This is a genomic window from Microbacterium luteum, assembly GCF_015277875.1.
GTDB classification, from domain to species: domain Bacteria; phylum Actinomycetota; class Actinomycetes; order Actinomycetales; family Microbacteriaceae; genus Microbacterium; species Microbacterium luteum.
The window spans coordinates 3,333,958-3,358,933 of sequence record NZ_CP063814.1 but is presented as its reverse complement, the minus strand read 5'-3'; the positions used below and the strand labels follow the sequence as shown (position 1 = coordinate 3,358,933).

General features: G+C 67.2%; 28 protein-coding genes and 1 tRNA gene. 14 read left to right on the top strand and 15 right to left on the bottom strand.

All coding sequences use genetic code 11. The features are described 5' to 3' along the window. Window positions 1-17: 17 nt before the first annotated feature. Window positions 18-332, top strand: a complete 315-nt coding sequence (locus IM777_RS16250) for a metal-sensitive transcriptional regulator (protein ID WP_067121078.1) — start codon at window positions 18-20, stop codon at window positions 330-332. A 58-nt stretch (window positions 333-390) separates the two neighbouring features. Then, window positions 391-461 (top strand) — tRNA-Cys (locus IM777_RS16245). A gap of 29 nt (window positions 462-490) precedes the next feature. Here the strand turns inward: IM777_RS16245 and IM777_RS16240 are convergent. The 3 genes from IM777_RS16240 to IM777_RS16230 form a co-directional block, all read right to left on the bottom strand. Continuing rightward, window positions 491-1,330 carry a F510_1955 family glycosylhydrolase gene (locus tag IM777_RS16240; RefSeq protein WP_082914452.1) on the bottom strand — a complete coding sequence of 280 codons (840 nt, stop codon included), beginning with the start codon at window positions 1,328-1,330 and terminating at the stop codon, window positions 491-493. A 71-nt stretch (window positions 1,331-1,401) separates the two neighbouring features. After that, complete coding sequence (locus IM777_RS16235) at window positions 1,402-2,052, bottom strand: DUF305 domain-containing protein (protein ID WP_473743250.1); 651 nt, start codon at window positions 2,050-2,052, stop codon at window positions 1,402-1,404. Between the two features lie 40 nt (window positions 2,053-2,092). After that, complete coding sequence (locus tag IM777_RS16230; protein ID WP_067121074.1) at window positions 2,093-2,518, bottom strand: DUF6153 family protein; 426 nt, start codon at window positions 2,516-2,518, stop codon at window positions 2,093-2,095. Between the two features lie 129 nt (window positions 2,519-2,647). Between IM777_RS16230 and IM777_RS16225 the strand changes: the two genes are divergently transcribed. After that, window positions 2,648-3,034, top strand: a complete 387-nt coding sequence (locus tag IM777_RS16225; protein ID WP_067121088.1) for a four-helix bundle copper-binding protein — start codon at window positions 2,648-2,650, stop codon at window positions 3,032-3,034. A 45-nt stretch (window positions 3,035-3,079) separates the two neighbouring features. On the opposite strand, the gene IM777_RS16220 is transcribed toward IM777_RS16225, so the two are convergent. Then, window positions 3,080-4,021, bottom strand: a complete 942-nt coding sequence (locus IM777_RS16220) for a cation diffusion facilitator family transporter (protein WP_067121073.1) — start codon at window positions 4,019-4,021, stop codon at window positions 3,080-3,082. A 93-nt stretch (window positions 4,022-4,114) separates the two neighbouring features. Between IM777_RS16220 and IM777_RS16215 the strand changes: the two genes are divergently transcribed. Genes IM777_RS16215 through IM777_RS16205 form a run of 3 tightly spaced genes read left to right on the top strand, consistent with a single transcriptional unit; the run spans window position 4,115 to window position 6,369 of the window. Next, a complete protein-coding gene (locus IM777_RS16215; RefSeq protein ID WP_067121071.1) occupies window positions 4,115-4,720 on the top strand; it encodes a TetR/AcrR family transcriptional regulator C-terminal domain-containing protein in 606 nt (201 codons plus the stop codon). Window positions 4,721-4,768: 48 nt separating this feature from the next. Then, window positions 4,769-5,149 (top strand): ArsR/SmtB family transcription factor, encoded by a 381-nt coding sequence (locus tag IM777_RS16210; protein WP_067121069.1) that lies wholly within the window; start codon window positions 4,769-4,771, stop codon window positions 5,147-5,149. Beyond that, entirely contained in the window at window positions 5,146-6,369 is a 1,224-nt protein-coding gene (locus IM777_RS16205; RefSeq protein WP_101305188.1) for an MFS transporter, read from the top strand. Before IM777_RS16210 ends, IM777_RS16205 begins: the two co-directional genes overlap by 4 nt. A gap of 513 nt (window positions 6,370-6,882) precedes the next feature. Here the strand turns inward: IM777_RS16205 and IM777_RS16200 are convergent. Continuing rightward, window positions 6,883-8,118, bottom strand: coding sequence for an IS256 family transposase (locus IM777_RS16200; RefSeq protein WP_046746337.1), 1,236 nt, complete (start codon window positions 8,116-8,118; stop codon window positions 6,883-6,885). A 633-nt stretch (window positions 8,119-8,751) separates the two neighbouring features. Here IM777_RS16200 and IM777_RS16195 point away from each other — a divergent pair. Both IM777_RS16195 and IM777_RS16190 read left to right on the top strand, forming a co-directional pair. Continuing rightward, window positions 8,752-10,506, top strand: coding sequence for a hypothetical protein (locus IM777_RS16195; protein ID WP_194384078.1), 1,755 nt, complete (start codon window positions 8,752-8,754; stop codon window positions 10,504-10,506). 204 nt (window positions 10,507-10,710) lie between these two features. Beyond that, entirely contained in the window at window positions 10,711-11,832 is a 1,122-nt protein-coding gene (locus IM777_RS16190; protein ID WP_194384077.1) for a hypothetical protein, read from the top strand. Between the two features lie 165 nt (window positions 11,833-11,997). Here the strand turns inward: IM777_RS16190 and IM777_RS16185 are convergent, their stop codons facing one another. The 5 genes from IM777_RS16185 to IM777_RS16165 form a co-directional block, all read right to left on the bottom strand. Beyond that, a complete protein-coding gene (locus IM777_RS16185) occupies window positions 11,998-12,555 on the bottom strand; it encodes a DEAD/DEAH box helicase family protein (RefSeq protein ID WP_194384076.1) in 558 nt (185 codons plus the stop codon). Window positions 12,556-12,682: 127 nt separating this feature from the next. Then, window positions 12,683-13,441 (bottom strand): YidC/Oxa1 family membrane protein insertase, encoded by a 759-nt coding sequence (locus IM777_RS16180; RefSeq protein ID WP_194384075.1) that lies wholly within the window; start codon window positions 13,439-13,441, stop codon window positions 12,683-12,685. 103 nt (window positions 13,442-13,544) lie between these two features. After that, window positions 13,545-13,823, bottom strand: coding sequence for a DUF6412 domain-containing protein (locus tag IM777_RS16175; protein ID WP_194384074.1), 279 nt, complete (start codon window positions 13,821-13,823; stop codon window positions 13,545-13,547). Between the two features lie 80 nt (window positions 13,824-13,903). Next, the gene (locus tag IM777_RS16170) at window positions 13,904-14,266 is read right to left on the bottom strand and encodes a DUF2255 family protein (RefSeq protein ID WP_194384073.1); all 363 of its coding nucleotides are present in this window, start codon (window positions 14,264-14,266) and stop codon (window positions 13,904-13,906) included. After that, window positions 14,263-15,144: a helix-turn-helix transcriptional regulator gene (locus IM777_RS16165; RefSeq protein WP_194384072.1), complete on the bottom strand. Its 882-nt coding sequence runs from the start codon at window positions 15,142-15,144 to the stop codon at window positions 14,263-14,265. Before IM777_RS16165 ends, IM777_RS16170 begins: the two co-directional genes overlap by 4 nt. A gap of 170 nt (window positions 15,145-15,314) precedes the next feature. On the opposite strand from IM777_RS16165, the gene IM777_RS16160 reads away from it, so the two are divergent. Both IM777_RS16160 and IM777_RS16155 read left to right on the top strand, forming a co-directional pair. After that, window positions 15,315-16,169, top strand: coding sequence for an aldo/keto reductase (locus IM777_RS16160; protein ID WP_071045274.1), 855 nt, complete (start codon window positions 15,315-15,317; stop codon window positions 16,167-16,169). A 44-nt stretch (window positions 16,170-16,213) separates the two neighbouring features. Then, window positions 16,214-17,233, top strand: coding sequence for an aldo/keto reductase (locus IM777_RS16155; protein ID WP_071045273.1), 1,020 nt, complete (start codon window positions 16,214-16,216; stop codon window positions 17,231-17,233). Between the two features lie 55 nt (window positions 17,234-17,288). Here IM777_RS16155 and IM777_RS16150 read toward each other — a convergent pair whose 3' ends face one another. The 3 genes from IM777_RS16150 to IM777_RS16140 form a co-directional block, all read right to left on the bottom strand. Continuing rightward, on the bottom strand, window positions 17,289-18,338 hold the full coding sequence (locus IM777_RS16150) for a zinc-binding dehydrogenase (RefSeq protein WP_194384070.1): 1,050 nt from the start codon (window positions 18,336-18,338) through the stop codon (window positions 17,289-17,291). A gap of 276 nt (window positions 18,339-18,614) precedes the next feature. Next, window positions 18,615-19,001 carry a hypothetical protein gene (locus IM777_RS16145; RefSeq protein ID WP_194384069.1) on the bottom strand — a complete coding sequence of 129 codons (387 nt, stop codon included), beginning with the start codon at window positions 18,999-19,001 and terminating at the stop codon, window positions 18,615-18,617. Beyond that, a complete protein-coding gene (locus tag IM777_RS16140; protein WP_194384068.1) occupies window positions 18,998-19,456 on the bottom strand; it encodes a MarR family winged helix-turn-helix transcriptional regulator in 459 nt (152 codons plus the stop codon). The genes IM777_RS16145 and IM777_RS16140 overlap by 4 nt, the downstream gene beginning before the upstream one ends. A 134-nt stretch (window positions 19,457-19,590) precedes the next feature. Here IM777_RS16140 and IM777_RS16135 point away from each other — a divergent pair, with 134 nt between their 5' ends. After that, window positions 19,591-19,962 carry a DUF2834 domain-containing protein gene (locus IM777_RS16135; RefSeq protein ID WP_194384067.1) on the top strand — a complete coding sequence of 124 codons (372 nt, stop codon included), beginning with the start codon at window positions 19,591-19,593 and terminating at the stop codon, window positions 19,960-19,962. Between the two features lie 64 nt (window positions 19,963-20,026). After that, a complete protein-coding gene (locus IM777_RS16130) occupies window positions 20,027-20,635 on the top strand; it encodes a LysE family translocator (RefSeq protein ID WP_194384066.1) in 609 nt (202 codons plus the stop codon). A gap of 25 nt (window positions 20,636-20,660) precedes the next feature. On the opposite strand, the gene IM777_RS16125 is transcribed toward IM777_RS16130, so the two are convergent. Beyond that, window positions 20,661-21,641: an endonuclease/exonuclease/phosphatase family protein gene (locus tag IM777_RS16125; RefSeq protein ID WP_194384065.1), complete on the bottom strand. Its 981-nt coding sequence runs from the start codon at window positions 21,639-21,641 to the stop codon at window positions 20,661-20,663. 137 nt (window positions 21,642-21,778) lie between these two features. On the opposite strand from IM777_RS16125, the gene IM777_RS16120 reads away from it, so the two are divergent. Further along, window positions 21,779-22,708: an NAD(P)/FAD-dependent oxidoreductase gene (locus IM777_RS16120; protein ID WP_194384064.1), complete on the top strand. Its 930-nt coding sequence runs from the start codon at window positions 21,779-21,781 to the stop codon at window positions 22,706-22,708. Window positions 22,709-22,750: 42 nt separating this feature from the next. On the opposite strand, the gene IM777_RS16115 is transcribed toward IM777_RS16120, so the two are convergent. Then, a complete protein-coding gene (locus tag IM777_RS16115) occupies window positions 22,751-23,254 on the bottom strand; it encodes an Lrp/AsnC family transcriptional regulator (RefSeq protein ID WP_194384063.1) in 504 nt (167 codons plus the stop codon). 190 nt (window positions 23,255-23,444) lie between these two features. On the opposite strand from IM777_RS16115, the gene ald reads away from it, so the two are divergent. Then, window positions 23,445-24,542, top strand: coding sequence for an alanine dehydrogenase (ald, locus tag IM777_RS16110; protein ID WP_194384062.1), 1,098 nt, complete (start codon window positions 23,445-23,447; stop codon window positions 24,540-24,542). The last annotated feature ends 434 nt before the right edge of the window (window positions 24,543-24,976 follow it).

Here is a 24,976-nt window from a genome sequence, read left to right as displayed (position 1 = left end):
CCCGAAGGAACCCGGCCATGACCACACCCGCACCCGACACCGCTCACGCCCCCCACGGGTACATCACCGACAAAGACCGATACCTGAACCGGCTCAAGCGGATCGAAGGTCAAGCGCGGGGCATCTCGAAGATGGTCGATGAAGAGAAGTACTGCATCGACATCCTCACCCAGATCAGCGCTCTGACCAGCGCCCTGCAGGCCGTGGCCGTCGGGCTGCTTGACGACCACCTGAAACACTGCGTGCTCGACGCGGCGCGCATGGAGGGTGACCAGGCGGAGCAGAAGATCAAGGAAGCCAGCGACGCGATCGCCCGTCTGGTCCGGTCCTAACCGGACCAGACGGGCGATCCCACGCTGCTGCGTCCACGTCCCCGGTAAGGGGACACTCGGTGCCTTGGCCGAGCGGTCAGGCAACGGCCTGCAAAGCCGTCTAGACGGGTTCGACTCCCGTAGGCACCTCGCATACGGCCCGTCGCGTGCCCGGCGGGCTATCCGGGCAGAATCGTGATGCCGCTGGTCTCGTCGACGATCACGATGCGGCCCGCGGCGTCCATACCGACCGCCTGCACCCGGCCGTCCACGCGACCTGCCGGCTCCCAGCTCGCGGCACCGGCTCCGGTCACCCAAATCTGCCCATCGGTGCCGACACCGACCACCTGAGTCCGGTCGGCCGCAGCCCCCAACGTGTACAGCAGCGGCGCTTCGGGCCACGCCGCGAAGGACGCACCGCCGTCCGTGCTGATCTGCACACCCTCTTCGGTGGCCGCGATCACCCGTCCGCGACCGTCGACGGCGAGACTGGCCGCTACCAGATCCGCACCGGTAGGTTCCCAGGTCAGCCCGGCGTCGTCGCTGCGGATCACGTCGCTGACGTCCGTGGCGATGGCGTACACCGTGTCATCGGCGCCGGCGGCGAGGGCGTGGAAGTCTTTCTCCCCACCGAACACCACCGACTCCCAACTCACCCCTGCGTCGGTGCTGCGCATCACGCCCAGGTTCGGTGCCCCCCACTCGGCGGGGCTTCCGGGGCCGGGGTGACCGGACGCGATCAGTGTCTGCGAAGTGGCGGTGAGTCCCATCGCGTCGAAGCTGTCCGTGCTGACCCGGCCACCCCACTCCCCGGTGTCGGTGACCTCGTAGATGCCTTCATGCGTTCCCAGGAGAAGCTGGTCAGTGTCCGGGGCGACGACCACCGCGTGGACATGGCTCGGTACCCCGGTGCGCCCGTCCCCAGCCGGCGGCGACGTCGGAGTGTCCGCGCACCCCGCCAGCATCAGGAGGGCGGAAGCAGCGGCGCCCGCCGCCAGTGTCTTCGTATGGACGTGCATACGCGTACCTCCGCGTTCGAAGAGTGGGGGCACCGCGCATGGCAGCGGCGCCCCCACTCGACGGATCGGGCTCAGAGCTGGCCGAGCAGATCCTGCATGGTCTCGATCTCCGCGGACTGTGTATCGACCACGGCTTGCGCGAGCGCCAACGCGTCCGCGTTCTTCCCGTTGGCGAGTTCGGTCTCGGCCATCTCGATCGCCCCCTGGTGGTGGGCGATCATCTGCTCCAGGAACAGGGGTGCCGCCTCGGCCCCGGACGCCGACTCCAGCGCCGCCATGTCCTCGTCAGACATCATCCCGCCGCCGTGCTCCATCTCACCCATGTCCATGTCGTCACTGGACACGCCCCACTCGGCGAGCCATCCCTGCATCGTCTCGATCTCCGGCTGCTGGGCGTCCTTGATCTGCTGAGCCAGATCCAGCACCCGCTGATCAACGTCGCTCTTGGCGAGGATCATGTCGCTCATCTCGACGGCCTGCTCGTGATGCGGGATCATCATCATCGCGAACATCGAATCCGCCATGTTGAAGTCCGCCTCCGCCGATTCCGACGGGGCCGACGACGACCCACCATGATCCATTCCAGGCATGCTGCCTCCGTTGTCCGCGCAGCCGGCCAGGAACAGCACCGCTGCCAGCGGTACGGCCGCGACCGCTGCCAAACGCATCTTCTTGTTCATCATCAGTCCTCTCAAACACTCGTGAAACCCGCGTACGGGCAATGAACCTCACCCCCGCCCCAGAGGGCAGGGACAGTGCGTGTCACGTTCGGCTGATCGACAGCTCCAGGAGTGAGGGAGGCCGGTCCGGGGCCGGCCGGCACCGCGTCACCGGCGGACGCAATGCATGCCGCTCCCACACAGACGACCATGCGGCGCGGGGGACCAGCAGCACGAGGGCGGCTGCCAGCAACGCCAGCACGCACATCATCATCAGAACGTCATGGCCCCCGCTCGGGCTGCACGACGCGCACGCCTCCGCATCCTCATCGCCGGTCGCGGGCGCCGACGAGTGGTGAGGTGCCCCGCCCGGCATCTCGACATTCTCCGAGGTCGTAGGGGCGGTGTGTCCCGAGGAGATCGTGTGCATCCCCATCAACCCGACGATGACCGCTGCAGCGAAGCACACGGCAACCAGCCACCGCACCGGGTGCGGCAGCCGCAGGCGCAACGCGGACAGGCCGATCATCCCGTCCAGCCTACCGTCCGTACCATACCCCCGCACCGTAACCCAAGGGGGTCGCCGGCATCCGGAACAGCGACGTAACGTAACCCCCTCACCGATTCAAAGGAGAAGGCCGTGACCGTCACCGCCCAAATGTTCGACACCCACCCCCGAGCCAACGACATCGCCAACCGAGACGCGCTCCTGGCCTGTATCGACGCGTGCCTCGAGTGCGGCCAGGCTTGTACGACCTGCGCCGACGCCTGTCTCAGCGAGGAGATGGTCGCCGATCTGACCACCTGCATCCGTCTGAACCAGGATTGCGCCGACCTCTGCGACACCACCGCGCGCCTGCTCTCTCGCCACACCGGCACGGACACCACCGTGCTTCGTGCCGCGCTGGAGGCGTTGCGCGCAGCGTGCGCCGCATGCGCCGCCGAGTGCGACACCCACGCGGACATGCACGAGCACTGCCGGGTCTGCGCCGACGCCTGCCGCCGCTGTGAACAGGCCTGCACTAACCTGCTCGCGACGCTCTGACACCCTTCCTCCGCCGACCGCTACCGCGGCGCTGGGGGGCCCGGCTCAGCGGTGGCGGACAAGGGCTGGCTCGTCCTCGGTGAGGTGCGCGGTCTCGATCTGGAAGGTCGAGTGCTGAATCGACACCGGGAAGTGACCGGCCACGCATTCGCGTACCTCGTGCAACACCTCCGCGGCATGCCCGTCGGTGAAGCACTCATCCTCGACCACCACATGCGCGGTCAGGGTGGGCAGGCCAGTGGCGACCGTCGATGCGTGCAGGTCGTGCACGTCGGTGACGTGTTCGAGCTCAAGGATGTGCCGGCGTACCTCGTCCAAGTCGAGCCCGGCAGGGGTGAACTCCATGAGCACCCGGGTGGTGTCGCGCATCAAAATGATCGCGCGCGGCACGATCAGTCCCGCGATCAGGAGCCCTGCAATCGCGTCGGCCTGCTGGAACCCGGTCGTGGCGATCACAATCGCGGCCACGATCACCCCGAGCGAGCCGAGTGCATCGTTGATCACCTCCAGGAACGCTGCCCGCATATTGAAGTTCGCGCCGCGGCTCGAGGAGAGGATCACGATCGCGATCACATTCGCCGCGAGGCCGACGATGCCGAACACGAGCATCTCTCCCGCGGCGACCTCCGGCGGCTCGAACAGGCGTCGGATACCTTCGACGGCGGCGTAAGTGCCCACCACCAGCAGCAGTGCGGCCTGCCCGAGTGCGGCGATCACCTCGATGCGTCGGAATCCCCAGGTCCGCTTCGGATTAGCCGGCCGCAGCATCAGCGTCGCCGCGATCAGCGCGACCAGCAGACCGGACGCGTCGGTGATCGCGTGTGCGGTGTCCGTCAGCAGCGCCAGGCTGCCGGTGACGATGGAACCGATCGCCTGCGCGATCACGATCGTCGCCGTCAGGCCGAACGCGATCCACAGTCGTGCTCGGTGATCCCCGGGCGCTCCTGCCTCGGTAGTCGGTGCACCGTGGTTGTGACCCGCACCCATGTCCCACTCCTTACTTGGTCAGTGACCAATTTCCTTGATCGGTGACCAAGATACTACAGTGTTGGTCACTGACCAAGCTCGGAGGAGAGACCTGTGGCCGACCGACTATCCCGCCGCGACGTCATCCACGCCGCCTTGGCCCTGCTCGATCGCGGCGGGGCGGACGCCATCACCCTCCGTGGGATCGCCCGACATCTCGACGTTCACCTCAACTCGGTGTCGCTGCAGGTGGGGAGCAAAGCGCGCCTCTTCGACCTGATGGCAGACGCCATTCTCGGCGAGCTCTCCTTCGACGACCTCCCACACCCGCCGATCGACCGGGTCAAAGAGATCTTCCGCCGCTACCGCCAGGTCCTTCTGAACCACCGCGACGGCGCACATCTCGTCTCGGGTACGAGGGTCTCCGAAACCAACACCCTGCGGCTAGGGGAGGCGGTGATTGCCGCGCTGCTCGATGCCGGCGTCGACCCCGACCTCGCCGTCACCACCTTCTGGAGCCTCAACTACCTCGTGGTCGGACTCGTCCACGAAGAACAGACCACCCCCGAGGACGGCGCCCACCGCTTCGAGCAGGAACTCGCCGCACATTCGTTCCCCGCACTCACCAGCGTCCGCGATCTCTTCCTCGACGACAACGCCGCCGCACACCTTGAATTCGGCATGGACGCGCTCCTGCACCGCGCCCGCCACCTCGACTGAGCATCATCGTCAGCGGCGAGCCATCCCTCCATATGGAAGAATCTGCGTATGAATGCAGATAACGTGACATGCGGCCGCGACCCCGACAGCCTCTACGTAGAGCTCGCCGTCGAGGTCTTCGCGATGCTCGCTGACGCCACCCGCGTGCGGATCATCCTCGCGCTCGAGGGAGCCGGGGAGTTGTCCGTGAACCACATCGCCGACATCGTCGACAAGTCACCCGCCGCCGTCTCCCAGCATCTCGCCAAGCTGCGCCTGGCCCGTATGGTCACCACCCGACAAGACGGCACCCGCGTGTTCTACGCCCTCGCCGACGAACACGCGCGCCAGCTGGTCACGGACGCGATCTTCCAAGCCGAGCACTCCCTCGGTGGCGCCGCCCCGCACCACCACGCCGGAGCCGACGCCAGCCGCCCTGTGGCGCCATGATCACCGTCTTACGCAACGGCACCTACCGGGCGCTGTTCTTCGCCCAGGTCATCGCCCTTGTCGGCACCGGCCTGCTCACCGTTGCCCTCGGACTGCTCGCGTTCGAGATCGCCGGAGATGCCGCCGGATCGGTGCTCGGCACCGCGTTGACGATCAAGATGGTCGCCTACGTCGGCGTCGCACCCCTGGTTGCAGCGCTCGTGGACAGGCTCCCCAAGAAGGCCGTTCTGGTCGGCGCCGACGCCGTTCGACTCGCGATCGCGTTCACCCTGCCCTTCGTCCAGGACACCTGGCAGATCTACGTGCTCGTGTTCGTGCTGCAGTCCGCGTCCGCGACCTTCACCCCCGCCTTCCAATCACTCATCCCGAGCGTGCTGCCCGACCCCCAGCAGTACACTCGTGCCCTCGCGCTGTCACGCCTCGCCTACGATCTCGACTCGATCCTCAGCCCCGTCATCGCCGCAGCCCTACTTGCCGTGATCAGCTACAACAACCTGTTCGTGGGCACCGCCGTCGGCTTCGCCGCCTCCGCCACCCTCGTCCTCATCGCCCGCCTTCCCGCACACGTACCCGATGCGTCCACCGGCACGTTCTGGGAGCGGCTGCCAACCGGGCTGCGCGTGTTCGCCCGCACGCCCAGCCTCCGCTTCCTGATGGCCGCCAACGTGGTCGTCGCGGCCGGCACCGCTATCGTCCTGGTCAACTCCGTCGTCTACACCAAAGGCGTGTTCGACCTGGATGACACCGCCCTCGCCCTCGCCCTCGGCGCGTATGGGGTCGGTTCCCTGATCATTGCCCTCAACGTCCCGTGGATCGTCGACCGCATCGGTGTCTTGTGCGCCATGAGCATCGGTGCCTGGACGCTTGTTTCGGGTCTGATCGCGGCCATCGCGATGACGATTATCGCCACGACCACGGGAGAGGGCTGGTGGATGCTGCTTGCCACCTGGGCGTTGCTCGGTGCCAGTACCTCGCTGATTAACACCCCTTCGTCACGGCTTCTAGCCGACGCGTCCACCCCCGCTAACCGCAACCTGGTATACACCGCACAATTCGCACTTTCGCACGGCTGCTTTCTGGTTAGCTACCCGATCGCGGGCTGGCTCGGTGTCATTGGACTGCCCATCGCGGCTAGCGCGCTGCTCGGATTCGCCATCGTCGGCGTTACCGCCTTGGCTGTGCTGTACAAACCAGCAGGTACCGTCGTCACCACTCTGTAAACGATGAGCTGCGAGCACATGTTTCTGGCGGGTGTCGTCAGCTCGAACCGCGATGGACAACTCGAGGAGTAGACACACGCGTTGGACGCGGACACTTTAGCCGCGATTCCTCGGTCTCGTCGAGTCGTCGTGGACATCTCTGAGCGGTTCCTACACCGGGGGGTGGACACGGGAGCGCCCCGCCGGATCGTCTCGGCGGGGCGCTCGGGTGCAGCGTTATCGCGCCGTCCACCACCGCGGGCGCGCGGGACCGGCCGTCGGGATTGCACCGGTGAGGGCGTCCGGAGTCAGTGGACGGGCCTGCCCGATCGTGAGCGGCACGGCCTGTTGCAGGTGCGCCTGCCGCTCCTTACTGTCCTCCCACCGGATGAGGTCATGGGGGGAAGCGAACGTGATCTCGACGACAACCTGGCGCCGGTGCCGTTCCGAGACTCGGACCTTCGACTCCCGGTAGGGCCGCGTCCGTTTGAGTGGTGGTCTTTCGCTTCGTTGCGATGATCAGCTGTCGTTAGTTTAGGCGGCGGTGATCTCGGGGAGTATCACCGCCTCGTCGATGGTGGGGGTGGTCGCGGTGAGCTCGGTCATGGAGGCTTCGGAGAAGTAGCGGCGGTCGGCGGCTTCCCATTCGTCGTGTTGCTCGACGAGGACGGAGCCGGCCAGGCGGAGCAGGGCGGCGTTGTTCGGGAACACGCCAACGACGTCGGTGCGGCGCTTGATCTCCCGATTGAGGCGTTCCAGCGGGTTCGTGGACCAGATCTGTCGCCAATGCCGGGCGGGGAACGCTTTGAACGCGAGGATGTCGTCACGGGCGTCGGTGAGCATCACGGCGGTCTTGGGGTGGACGCGCTCGATCATGCGCACGACTTCGTCGAACTGGGCATCGATGTGCTCGGCGTCGGGTTGGGCGAAGATCGTGCGGATCACGCTGGCGACCATCTCCTGCCGGCCCTTCGGGAGGGCGGTCAGGACGTTGCGCATGAAGTGGACGCGGCAGCGCTGCCAGGCGGCGCCCTGCAACACGGTCGCTGCGGCCTTCTTCAGTCCGGCGTGGGCGTCGGAGATCACCAGCTTCACCCCGCCCAGACCTCGTGTCTTCAACGAGCGCAGGAACTGCTTCCAGAACTCCTCGGTCTCGCTGTCTCCGACATCGAAGCCCAGCACGACCCGCCGCCCGTCAGCGGCGACGCCGATCGCGACGACGACCGCCTGGGACACGACACGGTGGTCGATGCGGACCTTGCAGTAGGTCGCGTCGAGGAACACGTAGGGGTAGGCGATGTCAGACAGCGAGCGGTCGCGGAACGATGCGACCTCGGCGTCGAGCCCTTGGCAGATGCGGGACACCTCGGACTTCGAGATGCCAGTGTCAGCGCCGAGCGCTTTGACGAGGTCATCGACCTTCCGGGTTGAGACGCCGTGGAGGTAGGCCTCCATCACGACCGCGAACAAGGCTTGGTCGACCCGGCGGCGCCGCTCCAGCAGCGACGGGAAGAACGACCCCTGCCGCAACTTCGGGATCCGCAACTCCAGATCCCCAGCCGTGGTCGACAGCACCCGCGGCCGGGAACCGTTGCGGGTAGTCGTGCGCTCGCTCGTGCGCTCGTAGGGGGCGGCGCCGATGAATGCGGCTGTCTCCGCGTCGATCAGCTCCTGGTAGAGCCGCTCGGTCGCGGCTCGGATGCGGTCGGTGGTGCCGGTGAGCTTCAGTTCCCCGAGCAGCTCGAGGAGGGCAGACTGGTCAAGAGCCATCGTGCGGTGTCGTCTTTCTGTGTGAGTTCTTGGTCGTTCTCACTGACCATCGCACGATGGCTCACCCCGTCGCGGTCACGACGCCGCGGGCCCGAAAGACCACCACCCCGCGGGACTCCAGGCGTGACAGGCCGCTGACCAGACAGGGTCGGCGCGTCAGAGAGCGGTGTAGGAATCCGCCATTTCCCGTGGAATCCTGAGTCCGGGACCACCGCCAACTAGCGTGGAATCCCTGGGGTTATCCGCCATCTCGAGCGGGAACCTACAGCAGCGCCACGACTCCTGCGCGCAAAGGCCCCGGCAAGCGAGAGTCCACCCGGGCGGGGTTTGTGAGAATCCGACCCCTTGATGCGGTGACGTCGGAATTGAAGCGTGTCCGATCAAGAGAACGCTCGTTGAGGCACCGGCTTGCGTGCACGACGGCTGCGTCTGAATTGCAGGCCGCAACCGCGCGGTGGGCGACGGGACCTGGCCCGTGACGGCAATCGCGCACCGATCGGGCGACGACACGCTCGCCTTGACGAGGCTGTGCGTCATGATGTGGAGGTGGCCCAAGGAGACTCATTTCGTCGCCCCGATCTGCGCGCGTTGCCCCGGCTGGTTCCGCCGCCGGCGCCGTCTGCGGCGACTCCTATGCCCACGCACGCGGGCCCGCAGACACGGGCAGGCTTTAACGCATTCGATGAGGCATTCGTACGGTGCTACTCGTCCGCCGCCGAGGCGGCGACTCAGGCCCTGCGCGCCGCGCTGCCTGCGGTTGAGGACGGCGTTGTACTCGAAGGGGCGCCAGCGTTCGACTACATGATCGCGCTTCGCCAAGGGATTGTGACTGCTGCGACGGAAGTTGCCGCGGCCTACGACTCAGCGACATGGCTACATCTCATTCGTAGGCTCACCCCTCACGCTTTGACCTTCGCAGAATCAGGTACGACGGATACCCAAGGCGACTCGAGACAACGTATTGCGGAGAACCTTGTCGGCACCGCTCGCGGCGACAGGCTCGACGCGATGGCCGAAACCGTTCCGATCGCCGTCTCAGCGAAGTTGGCAAAGTTCATGGCGCTCGTCCGATTGGTCGACGAGCTAGAGGGCGCAATTCGCAGCGCTTCCAAAGGCGTCAAGTACAAGGTCCAGAGCACGCGCCGCCCTGCCGTCGTCGACAGCGACGCACTGCTCGATGCTCTCCACGAATTCGACGTCCGCACCTCCTGGTCTTCCGCTGACGATGAGATCCGTCTGAATAAGATCGACGTCGACTCGTTCGAGGGCGACCCGCCGATGCTCGTCGCATTCCGCTTCACGCACGGGTACGCGCTCGACGAGACCTGGGATGGACCTTACGCCGCTGCAGCGACAACCGAAGATGCCGTGCAGTTCACGGTCAGGGCCTTCACCACAGGGGACGAGAAGTACATGGTCCTCGAGCGGCACGATGTGCTCGCGTCGTTCGACAATCCTGCACGGGTCGTATCGCTGATTGTCTTCGGCAACACCCTCCTCCGGTGCGTCATGTTCGCCGACAACGACGCTGGACGGACTCTGCCCCGCCTTGGACTCATGTCGCTCCCAACAGAAGACCTGGAAGCACAAGTCGCGGCCGCCCTCGGAGATGTGGATGTTTCGAAGTGGTTGTCAGCCCATGGCCAAAGCAGCCTCACCCCGGGCGAGGTCATGGATCACGTCCAGGGCCTGTACGAAGCGGGTCGACGCAGCTTTCCTGGACCAGTCCTCCAGGACCACGAGGGAAGGACTCTGGTCGACGCGTGGGCGTACGCGTGGCACGTGACGCAGGGACTCAAACTGTCGCCGAGTGGAGGCCTGATATCGAATCTGACCGGGGCGCAATTCGAGCTCGTCGTCCAGGAGCTCATCGATGGAAGCGTTCTCGCTCCGTCCGCTGAGCTCCGCCCAATGCGCGGCAAGGAACTCCGCCTGAACGGATCGGTAGTAACCGACGCCGACGCTCTGCTCGTTGTCGGCACCAAGCTCTTCCTAATTTCCTGCAAGCGGTTCCTTACTGCCGTCGACTACCTCGCCGGCGAGCACGCCGCGGTGCGGAGTGGGACCGACCGGCTCAACAAGGCGCTGGATCAATGGCAGGACCGAATCGCCACGCTGACCAAGAACCCCGTCGGAGATAACTATGACTTCTCCGGCTACGAAATCGACGGGTTCGTGCTAATGCCAGAGCTGGTCTTCACACCGAGAAGCGACTCCCGTGAGTTGTTGCGACTCGGACACAATGACCTCTTCTTCACGCGGGCGGAGAGCTACAGCCAATTCGCTGCAACACTCGAAATGGCGAGTTGGCCGCCGGAGCCCAAAGCGCTACGAGCGGCCCGACTCGCCGAGGCCGGCGTTCGTCTCCCTCCACACGCCGCAGATTGAAGGGGCGACACTTCCACTTTCCGCCGCAACGTTTGGACTGCGCGCACGCTTGCCAACCGACATGCGCGCCGACGATAGCGGGCATGCCCCTGAAGGAAATCGAGAAGCGAGAGACCGCTTAGGAGTCGTTCGCTCCTCCACGCCAAGGTGGGCCAATATTTCCTGACGCTCAGTGGGACGCCACCACTCCAGTAATCTGGCGCGGTGAGTGGGGACCAGTCGAAATGGTACGACCGCCAGCTATCGGCGAATGTCGTCGGTGGCCTTATCGTCGCCGTAATCGTCTGGGGCGTCCCCGCGCTGATCTCTGAAGCAACGAAGGCCAACCTCCCGTTCTGGGCGTATCTTGTCGTCGCCGGGGTAGCCCTGCTGATCGGATCAGCGGTGATTCCGGTCTGGCGTCGAGCCACGTGGGGAAATGTGCAACGCTTCGCCAAGTGGGCGCTGGCCATTCGCCCCGTCACAGCGAAGCAGCGTGCAGCTCTCATCGGCGAGGGATACGAGAGCCACAAGGCCGAGATCGAGACCGAGCGTGAACGCGCTCGTCAACCGCGCTGGAGCGTGAGCGCGGAAGACCGTCTGATGGGCGACATGGCGCTCCACTGGCTTCACAACCACGGTTACGCGGGCTACGACGTACGCCTGACCGCTGACTCGTCTGAGTTCAGAACGGACGGCGAGGTGTTCTTTCGAGGCCAGTTCGGTGACGCGCGTCCTGGCGGGATCATCGGCAAGTACTTCCGCGGCGCACCGACCGAGAAGGGCCGCATGGATGGCGTTACGTTCACGGTGACGTGGCTCGACGGGCACGGCAACGACTACTCGCGACAGGTGTTCATGTCGCCTGAGGAGATTCGGAAGGGAACCGACAGCGCGGCAGAAGAGGCCAGGTCCGCTGGCTGGAAGGAGGGGTACGCACACGCGAAGGAGTTCTATGAGAACGCCATCGCGGAGGCCGAAGCGAGTCGGCTTGCGCCCATTCCACTGCCCGCACCGCGATGGATGGTCGCGCCGGAGAACACGGACGAGGAGGACGTGTACGTCTTGCGCAACTCGGTTCCTCGGAGTGTGGCGCGGGAGGTTCGACTTGACGCCGATCCGGACTTCAAGATCGTCGATGCTGGACATTGGCAGGACTTGTCCGGCACCGAGACGGGCGGCGCGTCTGGCACGTTCATGGGTGTCTTCACTCCGCAGGGAATCACCTTCGGCGTCAATCTGTCCGTCAAGTGGTTTGACGAGCACGGCAACCAACAGGTCGCGGTACTTTTCCTCCGTGGTCCGGACGAGACGAGCACGATCGTCAACACGACGCTTGTGATCTAGGCGGCGCTTCTCAACGCGGAGCGAACGCTGACCGCGGACGACCCCAGCCTCACGAATACGCCTCGCAGCCCAGGGCCTGACTCCATACGCCAGCGGCGTCTCACCTGTAGAACGCGCGCTGAGGTCCCCTTCTCGTGCCGCGCCCGTATAGGGATCGCCCGATCTTCAGGGGTGAGGGGGCGCCGGGGTTATGAGTTCCTCAAGGGCTGCGCGTCTCTGGTTCCGACCGCCGGTAACCTCGACGACGTTCATGGCGGCGCCGGCGATCTCTTCATCGGCGGCGAGATCCAGCAGCACGTCGTTCATCACCTCGCGCAACGGAAGGTCCTCGTCGGCAGGAGCGAAGATTCCGGCGCCGGTATCGAGAGGCAGGACGACGAGGAGATCAACATGTCGCATCGCCTCCCGGGTGATGTCGATCGACTGTTCGATGAGCTCCCGCGAAGCAGCTGCTCTGTTGAGTTCATCCAGCGCCAGCAGGTAGGCGAGGAAGTCGATCGGGCCGCGCTCGGCGATGAGGCTTTCCGTGGTCCCGTTCGGATGGAGCCGCGCGGCCGACAGGCGCAGTTGGGCGGCGAACAACACGGCACTCGGGCTGTCCCAGGCCTCGTCGACCAGCTCGAATGGATCTGGGAGCACGACGAACTCCGGGTGGCGAAGCGCGAAGTCGGACACGAGCGTGCTCTTCCCGCTCGCATGGGTCCCGGAAACGACGATCCGCATGTCGCGACTCTAGAACGACGCCATGGACGTTGCCCGCGCTGACCCCAATGCCCACGCGGACCTCTACCGAGCCATGCCCGTACGAGGATCCTGTCTGGACTTCGCGAACCATCCACGCCCGGGGCTCCTAACTCCGATGGCTGGAAGGCTCGAGGGGAAACCTGCGGCGCAGGATGAGTCTTTGGCCGAGGCTCCACGCGACCGTGACGAGAAGGTAGAGGCCGGCGGCGAGCGGAACGAGCATCGCCGCGACGGCGGTGCCGAACTGCAGGAGGCCTGCCATGCGCAGCATCCCCTCGCCGCCCGGTGTCGACGTCGACGCCGACGGATCCGGGCGCAGCAGCCGGCGGGTGAGCTCGGCAACCGCCGCGATCACCAGGATCACGATGCCGAAGACGGCGACGGCCGGTAGCGTCAGTGATCCGCTTCCAATCGATCCGATGAGGCTCGCGCCGAGCGGGACGCCGAAGAGGTCTTCGGTGAGCAGCTCGTTGGGGTGACCGGCGATGGCGTTGTGCAGGAACAGCGCGTAGATGATTCCGACGATCGGCGCCTGAATGAGCACCGGGGCGCACCCGGCGAACGGGGAAGCGTTCTCGTCGGCGTAGAGCTTCATCGTCTCGCGTTGCAGCCGCTCGCGGTCGTTCCTGTGTCGGCGTTGCAGCGCCTGGAGCTTCGGTGCCAGACGCGCGCGTGTCTGATCGGCTTTGGCCTGCGCGACACCCGTGGGGATCAGGATCGTCCGCACCACGAGCGTGAGGATGACGACGGCGACGGCGGCGGATAGCCCGCCCGTGACCGGTTGCAGCAGTGACGCCAACCCCATCATCACGGCGTATGCCGCGTCGAGGGTGGCCGAGAGGGGTGGGAAGGAGAAGAGGTCCATGATGTCCGTCCGGTGAGGTGAGAGGTGGTCGCAGAGCGGCCACGCCAGACATCGACGAACACAGACATCACCCCTGCAGAAGGGGTGGAGGAGCGTCGGGTGCTTACGCGGCCGAAGCCGCGATCCCCGGAGCGCGCGAACGCGGATGGCCCGCCGCATCCGGGTCACTCTGCGCCACCGTCGCCGAGACGCCGATGGCCCGAGCCGGACGGGCCAGGGAGGCTCGGATCGATCGGGGCGAACCCGCGGCTCGCAGCAGAACGATGACGACGACCGCCGCCAAGACCAGTGCCCACATCGGTGCCGAGCCGGCAGCGGACGCGCCGACCAGAGTCGAAGAAAAGAGCAGGACCTGCAGGAAGGACGTCAGAGCGTCGATCATCGCGCCGTCACCTCCCCGCTGGAATGCGCCCACCGTAGCACTCGCCGTGGCATCACTCGGCGATATCCCCGGCATCCTGGTCAGCGCGGAACGACCCGGAGTGTGGTCTGCTTCGCGGCGGGGCTGGTGATGGCCTGACTGGGGGAACCGGTGCCGTACTTGGCGAAGTAAGCGGCGTCGATCGCGGCATCCTGTGAGGAATCGAGCGTGTAGGTCACCTCGCGTGTGGTCGATCCCCATCGGAGGAATCCTTCGAAGTGCCGGGCGACGCCCTTGTACCACTCGCCAGCGGGGCCCTTCACGGACCGCAGGTAGAGGGTGTCGTCGACGACGACGTGCCACACGATCGTGAGGGTGCGCGACGACCCGTCGACGCGGCGCCCCGCGACGCGCACTTCATGGGCGCGGTCGAGTTCGCGCAGTTCGTCAGCGGTCCAGGTCACCGTGTCTTCTCCTGTGTGGTCGTGGGAGTGCCCTCGCGGGTGGCGGCCCAGGACGCCAGCATCCGAAGCGCGTCGGCCGACGGTGAGTCGGCGGGAGCGGTGTAGACGTTGAGGAAGAGTCCGGGTTCGCCGGGGAGTTCCATCGATTCGTAGTTGAGGTCGAGGTCGCCGACCACGGGGTGATGCAGCCGCTTGACGCCGGTGCGGTGGAACTTCACGTCGCGCGACGCCCATCGCTCGCGGAATGTCTCGCTGCGGGTCGACAGTTCTCCCACGAGTTGGATGAGGTCGGGGTCGTGGGGGTTGCGGCCGGCTTCCATTCGGAGCATGGATGCCGCGTCGTGCAGGATCTGGTCGTAGTCGCGCCAGAACTCCTTCGCGGTCGGGTTGAGGTAGGCGAATCGGGTGGTGTTGACGGGACGGTGCGGGTCGTCGAACACCGGTGAGTAGAGCGCGCGGCCGAGGGTGTTCGTCGCGATGATGTCGTGTCGAGCGTTGCGCACCCACGCGGGCGCGTCGGCCATCGCGTCGAGCACTTGCTGCACGGCGGGCCGCACGACGGTCGCCGACTTCCGTTTGCGGCGCGCGGCTGGTCCGGCGGCGCGGGCGAGGTCGAACAGGTACTGCCGCTCGGCGTCGTCGAGCTGCAGCGCGGTCGCGAGCGAGTCGAGCACACTCTCGGAGGCGCCGGCGAGGTTGCCTCGCTCGAGGCGTACGTAATAGTCGACCGACACCCCGGCGAGCATCGCGACCTCTTCACGGCGCAGCCCCGTGACGCGACGGTTGCCGCCGTAGACCGGCAGCCCCGCCTGCTCCGGCGTGAGCCGGCCACGGCGGGTGGCGAGGAACTCCTTGACCTCGGCTCGCATGTCTCCCATGTGGACCACGCTATGCCGCGGCGAGACGCGATGGGAGGCCCTGCCATTACCTCGCTCACCACATCGCGATGCACCAAGAAAGGGGTAACGCCGGGGCCTCCCTCCTGCCCGAGGGTCGGCGTACCGTCGCGGTCGTGACAGAAGAATTGACCCTCAACAGCGGCGTCCGCATGTCCGCACTCGGGCTCGGCGTGTTCCAAAGTGCACCCGAACAGACCGCTGCGGCCGTCGAGACGGCACTGCAGGTCGGCTACCGGCACATCGACACCGCCGCGGCCTACGCCAACGAGCGGCAGGTGGGCGAAGGCATCCGACGCTCCGGGATCGACCGCGCAGACGTCTTCATCGAGACCAAGGTGTGGCCATCCGACTACGGGTACGACGAGACCCTGCACGCGTGGGAGAAGTCCACCCGCAAGCTGGGCGTCGAGCAGCTGGACCTGCTCATCCTGCACCAGCAGGCCGCCAACCTCTTCGACCGCACGATCGCCGCTTACAGGGCGCTCGAGACGCTGCTCGCCGACGGGCGAGTACGGGCGATCGGCGTGAGCAACTTCACCCCCGCCGCGATCGACAGACTGATGGATGCCGCAACGGTCGTACCGGCGGTGAACCAGATCGAACTGCACCCGTATCACTCGCAGCCTGCCACGCAGAAGGCGGATGCGGCGCTGGGCATCGTGACCCAGGCCTGGTCGCCGATCGGCGGCATCACCTTCTACCCCGGCCCGTGGGGTGATGAGCGCCGCAACGTGATGCAGGACGACACCATCGCCGCGATCGCGGCCGCGCACGGCAAGACGCCCGCACAGGTGATGATCCGCTGGCACCTGCAACAGGGTCGTTCGGCGATCCCGAAATCCACGAACCCGGGTCGGATCGCCGAGAACTTCGACGTCTTCGACTTCGACCTCGCGTCTGACGAGCTCGCCCGCATCGACGCGCTCGACACGGGCCGCGAGAGCGGTCCTGACCCCGACCGTGAGTTCGGCGAAAAGACGCTGTTCCCGATCCCCGAAGACTGAAAGTACCGCGACGAATACCCCGGCAGGACCGAAGGAGATCAGAAGTGAAGTACCGCTCGCTTGGCCGCACCGGTGTGCAGGTCAGGCCACTGTGCCTCGGCACCATGATGTTCGGCCCCTGGGGCAACGACGATGAGGCGGATGCGATCCGCGTCATCCATCGCGCGCTCGAGGAGGGCATCAACTTCGTCGACACCGCCGACGTCTACTCCGCCGGTCGGTCGGAGGAGATCACCGGCAAGGCGCTGAAGGGCCGTCGCGACGACGTCGTGCTCGCGACGAAGTTCTTCATGCCGATGGACGCCGACGACCCGAACCGTCGCGGGGGATCACGGCGGTGGATCATCCGCGAGGTCGAGAACTCGCTGCGTCGTCTCGACACCGACTACATCGATCTGTACCAGGTGCACCGCCCCGACCCGCATGTCGACATCGAGGAGACTCTCGGCGCGCTCAGCGATCTCGTGCACCAGGGCAAGGTGCGCTACATCGGCTCGTCGTCGTTCTCCGGTTCGCAGATCGTCGAAGCCCAGTGGGCGTCCCGCGACCGCAACCTCGAGCGGTTCATCACCGAGCAGCCGCCTTACTCGATCCTCGTCCGCGGGATCGAAGAGGACGTGCTCGCGACCGTGCAGCGTTACGGCATGGGCACGCTCGTCTACAGTCCGCTCGCCGGCGGATGGCTGTCCGGACGGTGGCGCAAGGATGCCGTCGGCAAGCCGACCTCGGCCGCCCGGCCGGGCGTGCGGTTCGACATGAGCCTGCCCGAGAACCAACGCAAACTCGACATCGTCGAGGAGCTCGCCAGCCTTGCCGAAGCGAACGGGATGACGTTGATCGAGATGTCGATCGCCTGGGCGATCAACCACCCCGGCGTCACCGCGGCGATTGTCGGACCACGCACGATGGAGCAGCTCGAGTCCTACCTCCCCGCGGTCGAGCGCACCCTGCCGAGCGAGATCCTCGACCGGATCGACGAACTCGTCGCCCCGGGCGTCACGATCAACCCCGGTGACAACAGCTACGGTGCGCACGAACTGCTGCCGCACGCGCGCCGTCGCTGAGACAGGCTCGGCCGCCGGCGCCCGGGTCGCCGGCGGCCGAGAGTGGATGCTGAGGTCACACGGTGACCATGACCTTCAACGCCTCGCGGGCATCCATCGCGGCATAGCCCGCCGGCACCTCGTCGAGCGAGACGGTGCGGTCGAAGACGAGACCGGGGTTGATGACTCCGTCGAGCACCTGCTGTATCGCGGGCTCGAGATAGGCGCGCACCGGGGCCGGGCCGCCGGCCAGGCGCGCGTTCTTGCCGAACAGCGAGCCGAAGCCGACCCCGGCCTTCTCGTACTGGGGCACACCGACGCGCGAGATCACACCACCGGGGCGGACGATGCCGTACGCCTGCTCGTATGCGGGCATGTGGCCGACCGCCTCGAGCACAGCATGGCTGCCCTCACCGTCCGTGAGGTCCATAACCTTCGCAACGCCTTCGCCGCCGCGCTCGGCGACGACGTCGGTGGCGCCGAACTCGATGCCGAGATCGGTGCGCACCGTGTGACGGCCCATGAGGATGATCCGCTCGGCACCCATCTGCTTCGCGGCGAGCACTGCTCCCAGGCCCACGGCGCCATCCCCGATCACCGTGACCGACTGGCCAGGCTTCACGTCCGCCATGAAAGCCGCGTGGTACCCGGTGAGGTACACGTCCGACAGGGTCAGCAGCGAAGCCAGCAGACCCTCGTCGACGGTGTCGGGATCGACGCCGGGCACGACGACCAGAGATCCGTCGGCCTGGGGAACCCGGCCGTACTCGGCCTGCAGGCCGGCCGCGGCGGGGGTGCCGTACCAGCCGCCGTTTCTGCACGCCGTGTGCAAGCCCTCGCGACAGAACACGCAGGTGTTGTCGCTGAATGCGAACGGGACGATGACGAAGTCGCCCTTCTTCACGGTCCGGACCTCGGCGCCGATCTCCTCGACGACGCCGATGAGCTCGTGTCCCATCGAGGTGCCGTGCTCTGACGCGGCCATCGAGTGGTAGGGGTGCAGGTCGGAGCCGCAGATGCAGGTGCGGGTGGTGCGGACGATCGCGTCCGTCGGGAACTGGATGATCGGGTCGGCGACGTTCTCGATGCGAACATCACCGGCGCCGTACATGAGCGTGGCCTTCATAAAGTCTCTTCCTGTGACTCGGCGGTCGGATGCTGTGGGCCCCACCATCCGGTCTCCGGACGCGCGGCATCTCCGACCAATACCCACCCAATCGTCACACCCGCGGTCGCGGGAGTGACGCTTCGTACAGGTACCAGCAGTACCCCCTCTCGGGAGCGTGGGATCGGTGCCGGTATCGACGCCGACCACAGCCCGATCACGAGAATCGGCGTCGACCAGCCCCGCATGTCGCGGACCGTGCGCGGCTGACGGGACCGCGCTCCGGCAGGGTTATCGTCACGGGAGCGCGATCACGAGCGTGCAGGCGGCAAGCACAGCAGACGCCAGCGTGCCCATGATGCGCTCCGGACGGCTCCTCGATATGGCGTTGAGCACGACGCCGACGCCGAAGTACGCGAACAGCACCCAGGTCGCCATCTGTGCGACGGCGCCCGCATCGCCGAACACCCCGGCCTGCCACAGGAGGATCGCGGCGAATGCGGCGTAGAGGAGAATCGACACCGCGCTGCCGATCCGCAGGCGCCGAGGGAGGATGCGGTGCTGACCGCCCCAGACCAGGTGTCCGTACGGGCGGCCCAGCGCGACGAGGACCTGTAGCACGGCCAGCGCTGCGAGCACGACGATCGCCACCGTGGCCGCGACGACAGTCGCCGCTTCGCTCATCGCGTCGCCTCCACGCCATCGAGGTAGCGGGTGGCATTCGCGATCAGAGTGTCCAGCGCCGACTGCAGCGCGTCGAGGTCGACTCCGTCCTCCACGCCGTCGTCTTGGCTGGCCAGGCTCTCCCAGGCGGCAGCGAGCAGTCGTCTACCGGCAGGCGTCAGGCGCACGAGCTTGGCACGGCTGTCCGCGGCATCCGGTTCGATCGCGATGAGTCCTCGCGTGGAGAGGCCGCCGAGCTGCTGGGTCACGGCCGCGCGTGAGATGTCGAGCCCCCGCGCGATCTCGCTCTGTCGCGCCGGCTGAAGGGCGTCGATCGTGACAAGCGCAGCGAATGCCGAGATGCCGATGCCATGAGCGGGGCGGAGGTATGCGTCGGCGACGCGGTCCACGAGCGCTGTGGCGCGGTGAAGAGTCAGCGCAAGGTGTTGCGCCCGTCGGGTTTCGTCCTCTCTCATAGTTAAGTACTTAACAATATTGGATCGATCTTGTCAACGGACCTCCGTGGCGCCGCCTCTCGCCGCTACCTGTCGTCAGGACGCGCGGCCGCGGCATCCGTCGTCGTGACGGAGCCGACCGCCACACTGGGCGCATGACCCGTCACTGGACTCCGCTCGCCGTCGTCTACCTCGTTCTCGCGGTTGCCGGCCTCGTCGTCACCTGGACCTTCAACGCGATCGCGATCGCCGAGGGGAACGACTTCATCGGCGACCTCCTCTCGAGCGGCCCGGCGGTGTCGTCGATCACGAACGATCTGCTGTTTGTCGCCGTGGCCGGCAGCATCCTGATCATCGTCGAGTCGCGCCGGATCGGGATGCGCTTCGCTTGGTTGTACATCGTCGGCTCGGCGCTGACGGCGTTCGCGTTCACCTTTCCGCTGTGGCTCGCGATGCGCGAGCGCCGGCTCGCCGCCCGGCGTGCGGAGAGCGGTCGTGACGAAACGGCACCGGATGGCGCGGTGTGAGCCGGACACGTGGGCACTGTCCGCCGCACTACTGTGTCCGAAGAAGACTCCACAAAGGATCCCCATGAGCCTCGCCTTCCTCTTGACGACGCTGGTCGTGGTGGCTACCCCTGGCACCGGCGCCGTCTACACCGTCGCCGCGGGCCTGTCGCGGGGTGTCCGCGCCGGCATCGTGGCGGCCTTCGGGTGCACACTCGGCGTCATCCCTCACCTCATTGCCGCGATCACCGGCCTCGCGGTCTTGTTGCACGCATCCGCCGTCGCCTTCGAGGCCATCAAGTGGCTCGGTGTCGCGTACCTGCTCTATCTGGCCTGGCGCACCCTGCGCGACACCTCGACGATCGACCCGGATGTGAACGCCGCCCCGGTGTCGTCGTGGCGCGTCATCCGCACCGCTGTGCTCATCAACCTGCTCAACCCGAAGCTGACGATCTTCTTCTTCGCCTTCCTCCCCCAGTTCGTTCCGGCCCGCGCGGACGCCACCTGGCACATGGTCGGACTGAGCCTGATCTTCATGGCGGTGACCTTCATCGTCTTCGGGCTCTACGGTGCGTTCGCCGCGTCGGTTCGCACGCACGTGATCACGCGGCCGAGAGTGGTCGCCTGGTTGCGGCGCACGTTCGCGGCGACCTACGTGCTGCTTGCGGGGCGCCTCGCTATCGAGAGCCGCTAACGGCGTCTGCCCCCGTGGTCGCGCGTCACGCGCAGAGAGTCCACCGAGCGACGACAGCGCGATGGTCGCTGCCGTCGACGGCGTAACTGTGCCAGTCGGTAGGTGCGGCATCCCTCGCGAAGACGTGGTCGATCGCCGTGAACGCCGGCACCAATCTCCCCTCCGGCCAGGTGGGCCAGGGAATGGGACCGGCCGCTTCGGCGCCGGTGCGAAGTTCCGACGCCAGGCGACGAAGCGCCGGATGAGCGAACGAGGCGTTGAAATCACCGGCGACGATGAGTCGGTCGTCGGAGGTCTGATCCACCCACGCGGCCATGTCGTCGAGACCACTGAGCCAGCCGTTCGGTTGCCAGACCGGTGGCGGCGGATGCGCCGCGGCCAACCTCACGTCGACGTCTCCCGGCATCGTCGCCACGGCGCTGACCTGGTCGAACTCACTCCCGGGGACGTTCTCCTCCAGCGACAGCGGGTGGGCAGAGAGGATCACACTTCCGCTCGCCTGGCCCTGGGTGACCTCGCGGGTTCGGTAGGGCAACGCGTCGGCCAGGTCGTTCTGGATGCGCACCGCGTCGATGAGCGTTTCATTCGTCTCGAGCAGGACGACGGCATCCGGTCGACCGGTGCGGATGAGCTCGGACAGCGCGGCAGGATCGGCGCCCGAGAGCTTCGCGTTGAAGGACAACACGGTCAGGGGAGTTCCGGCCTCGCACACCTCTCCCTCGCGAATCGGGGTGAGGGTCGGGATGCCGCTGATCCCGGCGCCGATGACGAAGACCAACGCGGCCGCCCACAGTCGAAAGACCATCGACGTCAACGCGAACACCAGCAGGGCCACAGCTCCGAGCGGAACGAGCGCTTGAAGCACCGGAATGGCGGCCACTCCGCGAATCTCGAGATAGGGGAGCGCCGCAGCGAGGAGGGAGATCGTCGCCGCGACAGTCGTCCAGGTGATCACCTGGCGTCGGGTTCTGCGGCGGACGATGCGTCGTCCCTGCTCGCTGGCCATCGCCCTCATCCTGTCACTTGGATCCGTCACCCAGGTCTCCTACCCCGTGGCGTTCCCGGTCGCAGAAGACCAGCTCCGTCCGCTGTCGCGCTGATCGTGCCGCGCCTCGTTAGATCAGCACACGGAAGGATGGGCGTATGGCAGCGGATGTGACCGTCATCGGTGGGGGGATCTCGGGTCTCGCGTGCGCACGGGCGGCAACCGCCGCGGGACTCTCGGTGCGGGTTCTCGACCGGGGGCGCCGCGTCGGCGGCCGCCTGGCGAGCCGCACGCTCTGGGGGCGCCCCGTCGACCACGGCGCGTCGTACTTCGTCGTCGGCGACTCTGCGCCCTTCGAAGCGGTCGTCGCCGGGTGGCAGGAACGTGGACTTGCGCGCCCGTGGACCGACACGTTCGTCGTGATCGGCGCCGACGGGTCGCAGACGCAGAAGCCCGGGCCGATCCGCTGGGCCGCGCCGCGAGGTCTGCGATCGCTCGCGGCTGACCTTGCGGACGGCCTGGATGTGCACCTGGACCGCACGATCGAACGTGTCGAGCCCTACCGCGTCGACTGGCAGGATGCCGGTGAGGTCGTGCTCGCCATGCCCGGCCCGCAGGCGGCCCGCCTCACCGGCGCCGCACCCGGCGCCGACCTGGAGTGGGAGCCGGTCATCGCCGTCGCCCTGCGATGGGACCGCCGGCAGTGGCCGGGGGACCTGCACGGCGCGTTCGTCGACGAGCACCCCGACGTGTCCTTCATCGCCGACGACGGCGACCGCCGGGGCGACGCGGCGCCCGTGCTCGTGGTGCATACGACGGCACAGCGTGCGCGGCAGCATCTCGACGAGCCGGCGACCGCGGTCCCCGCTGTCGTCGCCGCCACCCGGCACCTGCTGGGCATCCACACCGAGCCCGAAGAGACCTTCGCCCACCGCTGGAGGTTCGCCCGACCCGCTCAGACGGCCGGTGCGTCGTACTTCCGCGGTCCCGGCCTGTCCGCATGCGGCGACGCGTGGGGCGACAGCCCGGCCGTCCGCACCGCGTGGAGCTCCGGTCACGCCCTCGGCCTCGCGCTCGCCGCCGCCTGACGCATCCCTCGCTCGGCGACGCGACTCCTCGGTCGCGAGGTCTCAGCGGAAGGATGCCGCAACGGCGTTGCGGTGGTATTCGAAGACGATGCTCGTGCGGGTCGTGGCGACCGACTGCTGCGCGGACAGGTGCTCAACGACGAACTCGCGCACTTCCGAGGCGTCCGCGACGGCGATGTGCACCATGAAGTCGTCGACGCCGCCGACGAAGAACAACTGGACGACCTGCGGCAGCTTGCGCACCTCGTCGGCGAACGCCACGATGCTGTCGTGGCGGGCGCCCGGGCGCAGCGCCACCCCGATCATGGCCTGCAGACCTCGGCCGAGTCGCTGGTGATCCACGCTGGCGTGGAAGCCGGTGATGATGCCGCGATCGACGAGGGAGCGCATCCGGGTGTGAGCCGTCGACGGGGCGACGCCCAGCGACGCGGCGAGGTCGGCGTTGGTGGTGCGGCCGTCGCGGGACAGGATCGCGATGATCTGCCTGTCGACGGCGTCGAGGTCGGCGACCTCTTTCACGCGGATGTCACGCTGCGGCCCGGGCATATCCGATCCTTTCGTCGGAGCCTGCGAAGATGCTTTCGTCGCACGGTCACCGATGTGCTCTTCGTGCCGCCCGTGCGGTCATTCGGTCACGCATCGCGGAAGTATCTTCGGAGGAAATCCCACTGTAACGAACATCCGGCGATCATCGAAGAGTACGGCCGTCCTTTCCTCGTCACTCAGGAGTAACGACATGCGCATCGGCATCCCCACGGAGATCAAGAACAACGAGAACCGCGTCGCGATCACCCCGGCCGGCGTCGACGAGCTCGCCCGCCGCGGGCACGAGGTGCTCGTGCAGGCCGGTGCGGGGGCGGGCTCGCGCATCGACGACGAGGACTATGCCGCCGCCGGCGCCGTGATCGTGCCGGACCCCGCCGAGGTCTGGGATGGCGCCGACCTGCTGGTGAAGGTGAAAGAGCCGATCGCCGCCGAGTATGCCCATCTCCGGCCCGACCTGACCCTGTTCACGTATCTGCACCTCGCCGCCGATCGCCCGCTCACCGATGCGATCGTCGCATCCGGTGCCACGGCCATCGCCTACGAGACGGTTCAGCTGCCCGACCGCTCGCTGCCGTTGCTGACACCCATGAGCGAGGTCGCCGGGCGGCTGTCGATCGCCGTCGGCTCGTACCACCTCATGAGCGCACAGGGTGGCCGCGGGATGCTGCTCGGTGGAGTCGCCGGCACCCGGCGCGCGCAGGTGGTCGTGATCGGTGGCGGAGTGGCCGGCGAGCACGCCGCCGCGAATGCGATCGGCCTCGGTGCGCAGGTCACCGTTCTCGACGTCAACCTGGCGCGACTGCGCGAGCTCGAGCACCGCTACGGCAACGCACTGCAGACCGGTGCGTCCACCCGCTACGCGATCGCCGAGGCCCTCCAGAGCGCCGACCTCGTGATCGGGTCGGTTCTGATCCCGGGCGCCGCGGCCCCCAAGCTCGTGACAGACGACATGGTCGCGGGCATGAAGCCCGGGTCTCTGCTCGTCGACATCGCGATCGACCAGGGTGGCTGCTTCGAGGGGTCGCACGCCACCACCCACGACGCACCGACGTTCCCCGTGCACGACGCGCTCTACTACTGCGTCGCCAACATGCCGGGCGCGGTCCCGGAGACCTCGACCCGCGCACTCACCAACGCCACGCTCCCATACGTCACAGCGCTCGCCGACCGGGGGTGGGATGCCGCGGCCGCAGCCGACCCGTCACTGGCGAAGGGCCTCAACGTGCGTGGCGGCGAGGTCGTCAACGCGGGGGTGGCGGCGGCGCTCGGCTACGCCCAGGCCGACTGACCCCGGGGAGGCGGGCCGAGGCCTGGCGGGGGTGGCGGCGGCGCTCGGCTACGCCCAGGCCGACTGACCCCGGGGAGGCGGGCCGAGGCCTGGCGGGGCTGGACGCGGATCGGGTGCGCCCGGGACACGGCCCGGCGTTCCGGGGGGTCCCCCTCGGCCGCCGTCGAGGCCGTGCGAGCCGCCAGGCGTAGCGGTTCAGAGCCGCCGAGTGTCGATGGTGACGGGGGTGACCCTCACCCCCGTGTCAGGGTGAGGGTCGATCGATGAATCTGCGCGAATCTCGGGAGGGGCATCGAAGGGTGGCGCCAGAGCCGACGAGTCCCGGATTTCCGCGGAAGCAGGCGCGGGAGCACCGCTTGTGAGCGTCGACCGGTCGAACGGTTCATGCAGCCTCGGGAGCCTCCGCGGGTATCGCACGACGAGACGGCTCTGTC